Origin of the sequence: Schlesneria sp. (genome assembly GCF_036405755.1) — a bacterium.
Taxonomy (GTDB): Bacteria; Planctomycetota; Planctomycetia; order Planctomycetales; family Planctomycetaceae; genus Schlesneria; species Schlesneria sphaerica.
In genome coordinates, this window is record NZ_DASWWZ010000374.1 from 1 (window position 1) to 11,130 (window position 11,130).

Annotated in this window: 8 protein-coding genes; 6 read left to right on the top strand and 2 right to left on the bottom strand. The window is 56.1% G+C overall.

Features of this window, described 5'->3' with window-relative positions; all coding sequences use genetic code 11:
• The 3 genes from poxB to VGE80_RS12895 all read left to right on the top strand — a co-directional run.
• Positions 1-1,595: ubiquinone-dependent pyruvate dehydrogenase (gene poxB / locus VGE80_RS12885; RefSeq protein WP_440592960.1), on the top strand; the 1,595-nt coding region annotated here is incomplete at its 5' end.
• A gap of 584 nt (positions 1,596-2,179) precedes the next feature.
• On the top strand, positions 2,180-2,635 hold the full coding sequence (locus VGE80_RS12890; RefSeq protein WP_373651297.1) for a carboxypeptidase-like regulatory domain-containing protein: 456 nt from the start codon (positions 2,180-2,182) through the stop codon (positions 2,633-2,635).
• A 72-nt stretch (positions 2,636-2,707) separates the two neighbouring features.
• The gene (locus VGE80_RS12895) at positions 2,708-3,685 is read left to right on the top strand and encodes a DUF1559 family PulG-like putative transporter (protein ID WP_373651298.1); all 978 of its coding nucleotides are present in this window, start codon (positions 2,708-2,710) and stop codon (positions 3,683-3,685) included.
• A 292-nt stretch (positions 3,686-3,977) separates the two neighbouring features.
• Here the strand turns inward: VGE80_RS12895 and gmhB are convergent, their stop codons facing one another.
• Positions 3,978-4,601 carry a D-glycero-beta-D-manno-heptose 1,7-bisphosphate 7-phosphatase gene (gene gmhB / locus VGE80_RS12900; protein WP_373651299.1) on the bottom strand — a complete coding sequence of 208 codons (624 nt, stop codon included), beginning with the start codon at positions 4,599-4,601 and terminating at the stop codon, positions 3,978-3,980.
• Between the two features lie 628 nt (positions 4,602-5,229).
• Here gmhB and VGE80_RS12905 point away from each other — a divergent pair.
• Both VGE80_RS12905 and VGE80_RS12910 read left to right on the top strand, forming a co-directional pair.
• Positions 5,230-6,021 (top strand): SDR family NAD(P)-dependent oxidoreductase, encoded by a 792-nt coding sequence (locus VGE80_RS12905; RefSeq protein WP_373651300.1) that lies wholly within the window; start codon positions 5,230-5,232, stop codon positions 6,019-6,021.
• A 71-nt stretch (positions 6,022-6,092) separates the two neighbouring features.
• Complete coding sequence (locus VGE80_RS12910) at positions 6,093-7,511, top strand: bifunctional folylpolyglutamate synthase/dihydrofolate synthase (protein ID WP_440592961.1); 1,419 nt, start codon at positions 6,093-6,095, stop codon at positions 7,509-7,511.
• A gap of 237 nt (positions 7,512-7,748) precedes the next feature.
• On the opposite strand, the gene VGE80_RS12915 is transcribed toward VGE80_RS12910, so the two are convergent.
• On the bottom strand, positions 7,749-8,708 hold the full coding sequence (locus VGE80_RS12915) for an acyl-CoA desaturase (protein ID WP_373651302.1): 960 nt from the start codon (positions 8,706-8,708) through the stop codon (positions 7,749-7,751).
• A gap of 676 nt (positions 8,709-9,384) precedes the next feature.
• Between VGE80_RS12915 and VGE80_RS12920 the strand changes: the two genes are divergently transcribed.
• On the top strand, positions 9,385-11,130 hold a 1,746-nt coding region (locus VGE80_RS12920; RefSeq protein ID WP_440592962.1), incomplete at its 3' end, for a beta strand repeat-containing protein.

Here is an 11,130-nt window from a genome sequence, read left to right on the forward strand (position 1 = left end):
ATGTGCGGCACGAGGAGTCTGCCGCGTTCGCGGCGGGGGCGGAAGCTCAACTCACAGGTGAACTGGCAGTCTGTGCGGGAAGCTGCGGTCCGGGGAATCTGCACCTGATCAATGGATTGTTCGACGCTCACCGCAGCATGGCTCCGGTGCTTGCCATTGCCTCGCATATTCCGTCCACCGAAGTCGGGCTCGGTTATTTTCAGGAGACACATCCGGACCAGTTGTTCCGCGAGTGCAGCCACTATTGCGAGCTGATCTCGAATCCCACGCAGATGCCGCGCGTGCTCCAGTCGGCCATTCAATATGCGCTGACGCGCCGCGGAGTTGCCGTCATCGTGCTTCCTGGTGATGTTGCTTCGCAACAGGCCCCGGCCAATATGGCTGCTCATCCGGTGGTTGTTGCCAATCCGGTCGTCCGTCCGAATGACTCGGACCTGCGAAAGCTGGCGAGCCTGCTCAACGAATCGAGCAAGATCACACTGTTCTGTGGATGCGGCTGCGCGGGGGCTCATGACGAACTGATTGAACTGGCCGACCGTTTGAAGTCTCCCATCGGCTTTGCCTTCCGCGGGAAGGAATGGATCGATTACGACAATCCCTTCGCAGTCGGGATGAGTGGCCTGCTGGGTTGGGGGGCCGCTTACAATGCCATGCATGAATGTGAGACGCTGCTGCTCCTGGGGACGGATTTCCCTTATCGCGATTTCATTCCAACGCGGCCGAAAATCGCGCAAGTTGACATTCGTGCCGAACGCCTCGGCCGGCGGGCGACGTTAGAACTCGGTTTGTGCGGGGATATCCGCGCCACCATTGAAGCACTTCTTCCGCTACTTGAACCGAAAACCGACCGATCATTTCTGGACGCGATGCTGAAGCAACATGAAAAGGCCGAACGGAAACTGCGATCGGGTATCGAGAATGGCAGTGTGCAAACCCCGATTCACCCCGGATTCGTCGCTTCGGTCATTGACGAACTCGCCGATCAGGACGCGGTGTTTACGGCAGACACCGGGATGTGCTGCGTCTGGGCTGCACGGTACCTCAGTGCTTCGAAGGGAAGACGGTTAATCGGATCGTTCGTTCATGGTTCGATGGCCAACGCATTGCCGCAAGCGATCGGAGCTCAGGCCGCGTTCCCGGGCCGGCAGGTCGTTTCCCTTTCTGGCGATGGAGGATTCGCGATGCTGATGGGGGATATCCTGACGCTGGGGCAACAGAATCTTCCCGTGAAGATCGTCATCTTCAACAATCATTCGTTGGGAATGGTGCACCTCGAAATGGAAGTCGCGGGAATGTCTCCTTTCGGCTGCAACCTGACAAATCCCAACTTCGCCGCGGTCGCTCACGCACTGGGAATGCTGGGTATTCGAGTTGAAAACCCAGCCGATGTTCGAACGGCACTCGAACAGGCTCTGGCGCATCCCGGCCCTGCGGTCGTCGATATCGTGACGGACGCGAATGTGCTTGCGATGCCTCCCAAAGCGACGATTCAGCAGGCGGCGGGATTCGCCCTCGCGATGACCAAGATCGCCTTTTCGGGCCAACTGGATGACGTGGCGGATACGGTTGCAGCCAACTGGCGAGAAATACTGTGATCCCCTTCCACTGCGGATAATCCGTCAATGCGGGGGGGGGGGCGGTGAGGTCTCGTTTCGCCGAGCTGACCCGGCCGGCACGTGGGCAAGGCGTCCGCGCTGCGGAAGATCGATACAAATGTTCAACTTACGGCTTCATCGTAAATTCAGCCAATGAGACGAGTGCGGCGTTGACAATATCGGACTTCGTTGATTCAATAGGATCTATCTCCGTTTAACCTTACATTCACGTGTGACGTAATAACCCGGCGACCCGCCGAGGTCACTTTTATAGCGTTCGATCGTGTCTTGAATTCCGCTTCTTGGTGTTGCTCTTAGCAGGTAAACGATAGAGGCGTTTAGTTGCTTCTTTGCGGCGGTCTTTCTGTCAGTCCGTGTCAGGCATGTGAGTTGATCCGTCTCGCTGTCACGAGTGAGTGAGTGGGTGACTCTGGTATTGTTACGTTAAATCTTTGGGCCGAAGTCTGCGCTGTTAGTGCTTGTCGGCATCTAACCCGTGAACAGTTGGGACTTCTCGTAGTACCGAACTCATTTGTTTGTTTGTGAGGAACTCAACTCGCAGCCCCAGTGAAGGATTATTTCGGATGCGATTTCGCGTGTGTGTAGCAGGTTTATGCGTCCCGTGTCTTCTGGCGATGACATTCCTCAGCGGCTGCGGTTCTGGAGTTAAAAACCGTCCTAAACTCGCTAAGGTAAAAGGAGTTGTGAAGTATAAGGGTGAGCCAGTCACCGATGCGGCAGTGTCATTCATGATGGATGGTGCCCCTCGGGCGGCTGTAGGGCGTACCGACAGCAGTGGTCGTTTCCAGCTTACTACTTTCGATACCAATGATGGTGCGCCGATTGGCACTCACAAGGTGACAGTGGCCAAGGTGGCCGCCCCAACTGCACCAATGACTCCCGCAGACCTCGCAAAAAACGGTCCTCCCAAACCTCCCAAGGGGATGATTCCCGTTAAGTACTCTGATTCCCTGAAGACTCCTCTTCAATACACGATTGAAGAAGGATCTAACGAGAAAGAAATTGTCCTGGAGGACTGAGTTTGTCGCATAGCAAGCGGGCAAGCAGGTTTTATCTTTTTTCATGCTTTCATGATTGCGGAGGAGTAGCCCATGTTCAGGTCCAAGCTGCGTGGATTTACGCTGATTGAATTGTTAGTCGTTATCGCAATTATCGCCGTCTTGATTGCACTCTTGCTTCCAGCCGTTCAGCAGGCTCGAGAAGCAGCGCGAAGAACTCAGTGCAAGAATAACCTGAAGCAACTAGGCTTGGCGATCCACAACTACAACGACGTGGTGAACATTCTGCCGGCGAGTATTACCAATATCCGGGCAGGGGAAGGATGCTGTAGCTTTTCTGGTGTGGGAGCGCTTGTTCATCTCTTGCCGTACTTCGATCAAGCGCCATTGTATAACACGATCAACTTCAATTCGCGTCTGGGGAGCTGGACAGAACCCGTGCCGAGTACGGCACCTGTCGGCAATCGATATTTTGAAATCACTCCGCCGGGGTTGCGCTGCCCCAGCGATACGACACCGACGACATATCCTCTCACCGGGTATGAATCAGGGACGTCGTTTAACTGGGCGACAGCCAGTTATGGTTTGTCCGATGGAGCCCAGCACCACTCATCCTACATGGGATGTACGTCATATCAGGGTAACGTGTTCGGCACAGGAGGAGACGGCCTGGCGAGTAGTTCAAACCCAGCCAATATTTCAGGGATCTACAGTCGCGGAGGTTACGCTGCTCGTTTCCGTGACGTCACGGATGGTCTCTCGAATACAATCTTCATGGGAGAAATCCGTGCTGAGTGTGCGGATCACGCACAACTGGGGTGGGCTAACTCGAACACGAACTTTTACGCGACGACTGCGCCAATCAACTTCGATACATGCACTCCCACTGGGCCCGGTTGCAATAGTCCGATGGCATGGAACACGTCAATGGGCTTTAAGTCACGGCACGTGGGGGGCGCTCATTTCCTGCTGGGAGATGGGACTGTCCGCTTCATCAGCGAGAATATTGACTATATGACCTATCAGAGACTCGGTGATCGTCGCGACAATCAGGTCGTTGGTGAGTTCTGATCATCGCAGGGCCGCTCGACATTCTTGAGTAAAGTGGACGTCGGGGCAGTTCAACGCTGTGCCCGACGTCTTTCTATTCAGGGCCGTGCCAGTGACCCCAGTCTCACTTCCGCTTCATCGCAATGGCTTCGAGCCGTGCCGAGTGGGATCGTGATCCCTGTTTGGTCACGTCCATTCGATGCAAGTGTCTTGCAGGTGCGACATGCCTCTGAGGAGTATGCATTGAGGTCTGAAAGTGACCCGAGCCACTCCCGGGAGATTCAGATTCCCCCACGTTCTGCGTGGACCTGCATTATTCCTCCGCCAGACTCGAGTCGCTGGGCAGGACTTTGTTCTGATCGAGTGCCAGCCAGGCTTTGACGGCATCTTCAACTGTCGTGAAGACACCCAGTCCCCGGACCTGGTCCAGTTTGAGTGTTGCGCTCGTTTCTTGACCGTAGCCGGTTCTGACAAGTGCCGTCGTGCACCCGGCGGCGGCGCCGGCCTGAAGGTCGCTGTCCCGGTCGCCAATCATCAGTGAGCGGGAACAGTCGATGCCATGCTCACGAGCCGCCTGCAGCAGCATGCCGGGCAGTGGCTTGCGGCACTCGCACACCGTCTTGAAGCGGCCCAACCCCGCGGAAGGATGGTGCGGACAATAATAGATGCCTGTCACGCTTGCCCCCTCGTCGGCCAGAAGTTGCTGCAGACGATCGTGGATGGCCTGAAGTCTATGCTCAGGGAAGTATCCCCGGGCAACCCCTGCCTGATTCGTCACGACGACAACGTCGATTCCCAGCGCGTTCAGGCGGGCAATTGTTTCACTCACCGTCGGGAGCAGTTCCAGTTGTTCTGGCTGCGAGAGATAGTGAACCTCAACATTCACCGTCCCGTCCCTGTCGAGGAAGACCGCTCGTTTCCCTTGTCCGTCATCCATGTTCGCTCCCCGCTTTCAATGCGGCTGTGCCACGATCAGTCGCAATCGCAAATCTCCTTGCGTGTCTGAAGCGAATCGTGGCAATTTCGGGCTAGTGTGCAATAGCACCTCTCACCGCAGTCTTCATGCACACGGTTGCGGAGAATTGGCAGAGTCCTAAAGAGTCGGGAAGCGAACCCTCACACGCGATGTGTGGCATTTTCACGCGATGCTTCTTCCTTCGGAAAACAATGGTATGTGTTCAGGCCAAACTGCCGGTTTCGCATTCCAACTGACTTTTTCGATGGACTCTGTTGTGATATCATTCTGTGTCTGGTCGCGGTGTCATGTCGAAGAACCTGATCTGGTGACAGCTCGCAATGTGGTTCTGATTCTGTGCTGAAGTTCATGGGGTTTCGCCGAGTCGTTCGTCGGACTTGCGCGGAGTGGGTTTGGGGCCCTCGAAAGAATTCGGCAGGACAGCAGAATCCTTGCAGACGTCTTGATCAGCATCAGTTGGGTCGTAGTGTAGCGAACGTTGCAGGCCGGAGGCCCGCAACATGGCGCGAAGGCAGAATCATCGCGGATTTCACCTTCTCATTTGCTCACGGGCATCGCAAGACGCGGGGATCGTAGCGTGTGGAAGCAGATGGCGGATCGATGGGCACTCGTCACTGGAGCCTCTGCGGGCTTGGGTGCTGAGTTCGCGCGCCAACTTGCCGCACGCGGCATGCACCTGATTCTCGTCGCACGCCGCACCGAGCTTATGGCGGAACTGGCTCAAGAGCTCCATACCAAGCATGGGACGCGGTGTGAGATTATCTCTGCCGACCTTTCCGATCCGGCTGAGCCGCAGCGAGTTCTGAAGGAAATCGCTGCAAAAGGGGTCATCGTCGAATTGCTCGTCAATAACGCTGGCTTTGGTGTGGTCGGAGAAGTGGATCAGGCCGACGTTGAGCGGTTGCTGCAGCTTGTGCGACTCAATATCTCGGCATTGATGGAACTGACCTATCGGCTCCTTCCCCAGATGCTGGAACGAGGACACGGCGTCATCCTGAATGTTTCGTCGCTGTCGGCATTTCAGCCAGTGGCCTACATGGGTGTCTACGCCGCCAGTAAAGCGTTCGTGCTGCACTTCAGCGAGGCTCTGCATTGTGAGCTGAAAGATCGGGGAATTACGGTTACGGCAGTCTGTCCGGGGGTGACGCGCACCAGCTTTTTTGATGTCGCAGGGGCACCGGGCTGGCTACAGAAGCATTCGTCGCTGGCCGTGGAGCCTGTCGTCAAGTCAGCCCTGCGAGCGGCCGAGCGGCGCAGGCAGTGCGTTATTCCCGGCTGGCGGAATTTTCTGCTGACGCTATTGGTCCGTATCGCGTCGCGCCGCCGAGTGGTAAAAGAATCGACGCGGTTCTTCCGACCTCGCCGTAAGCGAGACAAATAGGCGATGACGCGCTCAACAATGTGCACTGCGTAACGTTGTCATCACATCTCAGGATTCAGCCGGAATCTCACATGCCGGAGTCTTTGCAGACCTACGAACAGGCAATCGAGTACCTGTTTGGCCGAATTAATTACGAACGAGTCCACGCCGAAGCCTATTCCACGAGCGATTTCAAACTCGATCGGATGCGATTGCTCCTCGAACTGATGGGGAACCCCCACGAGCGAATTCCTGTCGTCCACGTCGCCGGGACGAAAGGGAAGGGTTCAACCTGTTCGATGCTGTCGTCGATCTTCAAAGCCTGCGGCTACCGCTGCGGATTGTATATCTCACCTCACATTACGGCGTTTGAAGAACGTTTCACGGTCGATGGGGTACAGCCCAGCCAGTCGGAACTCGTCGAACTGGTGAATCGGCTGCTGCCTACCATTGCCGAAATGGACAATCTCCCCGGTCGAATGCAGCCAACCTATTTCGAACTGGCGACCGCTCTTGCCTGGCAACATTTTGTCGACCGGAAAGTCGATCTGGCGGTGCTCGAGGTGGGATTAGGTGGCCGGCTGGATTCCACCAATCTTTGTCGTCCGCTCGTGACGGTTATTACCAACATCAGCCGCGACCACACCCATGTCCTGGGAAGCACGCTGCACCAGATCGCCTACGAAAAGGCTGGGATCATCAAAACCGGGGTGCCGGTCATCTCCGGGGTGGGCCCTGGAGAAGCACGTGAAATGATCGAACAGACCAGTTGCGAGAGGCAGGCACCGCTGACGCTGCTGGGGCGAGACTTGGAGTTGATTGAACGAAGAACCGCATCGCAGGGGATTTCGCAGATCGATGTCCGCACGCCGACATCCTTGTGGAAAGATGTTCCGATTGTGCTGCGGGGGCCACATCAGGCGACAAACGCAACGCTCGCACTGGCCGTCGTCGACGAGCTACGCACTCGGGGGTGGAGCCTGCCTGATGCGGAGGTGAAATCCGGACTGCAGGGGGTCAGTTGGCCCGCGCGGGTCGAAATGATCGCTCAGTCCCCGACCGTGATCATCGACGCGGCCCACAACTGGGAATCGGCCCGGGCTTTGGTTGCTGCGATGCGGGAAGAACAGTCGCACTCAAAGCGAATTCTCGTATTCGCAGCAACGAAAGATAAGGATGTCGCCGGGATCTTGCAGCAACTGCTTCCGCAGTTCGACACCCTGATTCTGACTCGGTATCGAGATAATCCTCGCGGCGTCAGTGTGGAAGAGTTGTCAGGTCTGGTCGAATCCATGACAACGCGGCCCGCTCATCTCGCACCCGATCCTCTGTCCGCGTGGACACTCGCGAAACGTCTGTCAGGCCCCGACGACCTGATCGTCATCACCGGCTCTTTTTTTCTAGTGGCCGAGCTTCGTGAGACGATCCTCGCGGAAGCAAATCAGGCGACGTCGTGCGTCACGACCGATAAATTCGTCGCGACCCCGGTTTCAGCGTCGTCCGGTCGTTAATGGATGCGCGTGATAACTCCACCGTTCGGTAGATGACAGCGGGAACCGCATGAAGGGATTCTCTATTCTGGGCTTCGGGCCGGAGGGGAAACCTGGGGGAGTCTTCTGCCGGGACGCTCTGACCGATGAGGGGCGTATGCCCGTATGCCGTGTTTTTGGTGGACGGGGGACGCAAAAAAAATCCCCTGCGGAGTTCCGCAGGGGACCAGATTCATTGTTCAATTCACTCGTGGACGATCAGGCATCGGCCGCAGGAGCTCGGGTCGTCGGAATACGGTCATCGACATCGTAGGCCATGCCGAAGAATCGCAGTGTTTTGATGGCCCACCAGGTGGGGTCGAGTTCCCACCACTTGTGTCCGGCAGGAGCCACATGGGGGTGAGCGTGGTGATTGTTGTGCCAGCCTTCTCCGTACGCCCAGATCGCCACCCACCAGAGGTTACGGCTTTCATCGCGAACGTCGTAGTTGCGATAGCCCCACAGGTGTGTGGCCGAATTGACGAACCACGTTCCGTGATAGACCATCACCATTCGCACACAAAGGCCCCACAACAACATGGGAAGTCCGCCGATCGCGTACAGAGCGACACCCGAACCGATCAGCCAAAGCGAGTAAGTCTTTTCGAAGAACTGGAGCAGCGGATCACTCATCAGGTCCGGGGTGTACTTCTTATAGAGAGCCTGTTGTTCCTCTTTCGTGCGACGGAGGAACATCCAGGTCAGGTGCGACCAGATCGCGCTGATCAAAGGTGAATGTGGGTCGCCGGGCTGATCAGACCGCTGATGATGCAGGCGGTGTGTTGCGGACCAAGCCAGTGGAGAGCCTTCTCCGGAAAGGGCACCGGCCATCAGAGTGACGAAACGGATGGGGCTGACAAGTTTGAATGACTTATGCGACAGGAAGCGGTGGTAACCCAGGCAGATACCAATGCTGGCGGTGAACCAGTGCAGGAATACGCACACGGCCAGAGCCTTCCACTCGAAGAAGAAGGGGGCTGCCAGAGCACCGGCATGCATGGCGACCATCCAGCCGACGATCACCCAGTCAACCTGTTTCCAGGACAACCGTTCCGGCAACCAGGGTTCCCAGATTGGCGTTTCTTTCGCGACCGCAGGGGCCGAAACGTGCTCACGGGGCACATCACGGAAAGGGGTGTGTTTATCCGACTTCGCGCGATTGGGGGACACAATTGACATATGTATTTTCCAAATCAAAGGTTTTCATTGATTGCCGAGCGAGTCCATTCCTCGGTCACCAATCGCGCTGAACGTCCTGCTTGCGCGCCGAAGGATCTTATGAAAAGATCGGAATTTGTGTGTCAGACGACCGTCATGTGATTGTCAAACTTTTGTCAAAAATGTCGCCACCCTAAGACCCCTACAGGCGGCCGTTCACGTCTTCGTCGATTTACAACGTAAACGACTATACGCAAATATCTTATGCGCATGTTTGTGCAACCTGTCTGGAAACATGCATACAGGCTGAAGGTGTTGCTGAGAGCTACAACCGATTCGTCACCTAAAGACGTAACAGGGCATTCCAGCCGTAAGGTCCCCTGACATCTTCGCGGGAATCCGATCCCGCTCGGAGTTTGAGGAAACAAACTCAACGCAGGCGGTCTATATTGACCAGATTACGGAGAGTGAAAAAGTTGAGTTTTTCTCAATTTTTTCCGCTCGCATGAGCGGGGACTCAAATCTTGCTGAGGGGCATTCCCCCCGTTCGACAAACTGATCCAGGTAGAAATTGAATTCCGCTGCATGGCTCCCGGTATGGGATCTGCCAGCGTTCGGGATTGTGCGTCAATAGTTTGCTTCCGCAACCGCGCGTGGTGGCTGGCCATCGCCGCCTCCACATCAGAGGAAAACGAAAATGGGCATGCTCGATCTGTTCCGCAACTGGCTGGACCACAAACGAGGCCAATTCCGCCCACGTACTCGCCTGGGCTACACAGGAATCGAACTGCTGGAAGCACGACGCGTACTTTCTCCTGTGCTGATGGGGACCACGTTGAAGATCGATGGGACTGCCGGGGCAGATACCATCTCTGTCACCCAGGACTCCAATGGAGTGAAGGTCATCCAGAACGGCGTCGAAACGACGTACGATTCCTCCACAACCATTAACACGATCAATGTTTTTGGTCATGGAAACGATGATCAGATCACCATCAACAGCGTTTTCGAGTCCACGACTCTGACGGTGGACGGAGGAACCGGAAACGACACGCTGATTTCTCCCATCACCGCCAATAACTGGCAGGTCACCGGTCCCAACTCGGGCACCTTGAATGGGAAAGCATTCAGCAACGTCGAGAATCTGGTGGGAAGCGGCCAGATCGACAATTTCCGTTTCGGGCCAGCCGGTTTCGTCAGCGGCAATGTTGAAGGGGGAGGGGGAATTAACACCCTCGACTACTCAAGCCGGACGGCGGGAGTCCTCGTCGACATCGGAACGGGCAAGGGGACCGCGATTGGTGGTCAGTTCTCGAACATGACCAACTTCCTGGGAAGTTCCGACAACACTGACTCGCTGACCGGTTCGAATACCGCGAACGCCTGGCAGATCACCAGCGGCAACGCCGGAAATATCAATCTTCAGAACTTCTTCTCGGGGTTTGAAACCCTGAAGGGGGGAAGTGATGTGGATACATTCAGTTTCAGTCCGACAGGGTTTGTTTCCCGCAACGTGATCGGTGGTGGCGGGGCCAACACGATTGACTATTCCGCTCGCAGCATCGGCGTTGTGACCAATCTGCAGGCGAACACCTCAACCGCGATCGGTGGAACATTCAGCCAGATCAATTCCCTCATCGGAACTTCGGGCTCGGACAATTTGACCGGGATCAATAACACGAACGTCTGGAAGATCGAAGGTCAGAATTCCGGCAAGGTTGAAAGTGTCTTTACGACGACGAACTTCACCGGGTACGAAAACCTGATTGGGGGAACGGTCAGCGACACCTTCAAGTTCTCCGCAGCAGGCTTCGTGAGTGGCAGCATCAACGGAGGCCTGGGCCTGAATACGCTGGATTACTCGGGCCGCACCGAGAGCATCGTGGTGAATCTGCAGACCAATTCCGCCACGGCGGTAGGTGGTGGGTTCCTGCTGATCCAGAATCTTGTCGGCAGCAGCGGTGCGACCCCCAGTGCCTTTGACACGTTGATCGGCACCAACCTCGCCACTGACTGGTCGATCACCAGTGGCAATACGGGTAATCTCAACGGCACGTTCTTCTTCAGTTCCATCGAAAATCTTTCTGGTGGAATTGCGAACGACACTTACCGCTTCCTGCCCGTGGGCTTCGTCTCGGGTGTGGTTAATGCCGGACTGGGAACGAACACCCTGGACTACTCCAGCCGTAACAACGGAATCGTCGTTGGCCTGCAGTCGACGTTGAATACGAACGTGAACGTCTACACCAGTCCTGCCAGTGCGATCGGAGGAGGTTACGCCTACATTTCGAACCTGATCGGCACCTCGGACAATGACATGCTGACGGGGGCCAACTCGACAACCACGACGAACGTCTGGACCATCATGGATCGCAATACCGGGAACGTGAATGGCAACTTCAACTTCACCGGGATCGAAAATCTGAAGGGGGGGACAGGGGTC

What these genes read in the sequence shown, in the direction of transcription:
- VGE80_RS12890 (WP_373651297.1), top strand. Translation starts at nt 2,180, where the DNA reads ATGCGATTTCGCGTGTGTGTAGCAGGTTTATGCGTCCCGTGTCTTCTG.
- VGE80_RS12895 (WP_373651298.1), top strand. Translation starts at nt 2,708, where the DNA reads ATGTTCAGGTCCAAGCTGCGTGGATTTACGCTGATTGAATTGTTAGTC.
- gmhB (WP_373651299.1), bottom strand. Translation starts at nt 4,601, where the DNA reads ATGGATGACGGACAAGGGAAACGAGCGGTCTTCCTCGACAGGGACGGG.
- VGE80_RS12905 (WP_373651300.1), top strand. Translation starts at nt 5,230, where the DNA reads ATGGCGGATCGATGGGCACTCGTCACTGGAGCCTCTGCGGGCTTGGGT.
- VGE80_RS12910 (WP_440592961.1), top strand. Translation starts at nt 6,093, where the DNA reads ATGCCGGAGTCTTTGCAGACCTACGAACAGGCAATCGAGTACCTGTTT.
- VGE80_RS12915 (WP_373651302.1), bottom strand. Translation starts at nt 8,708, where the DNA reads ATGTCAATTGTGTCCCCCAATCGCGCGAAGTCGGATAAACACACCCCT.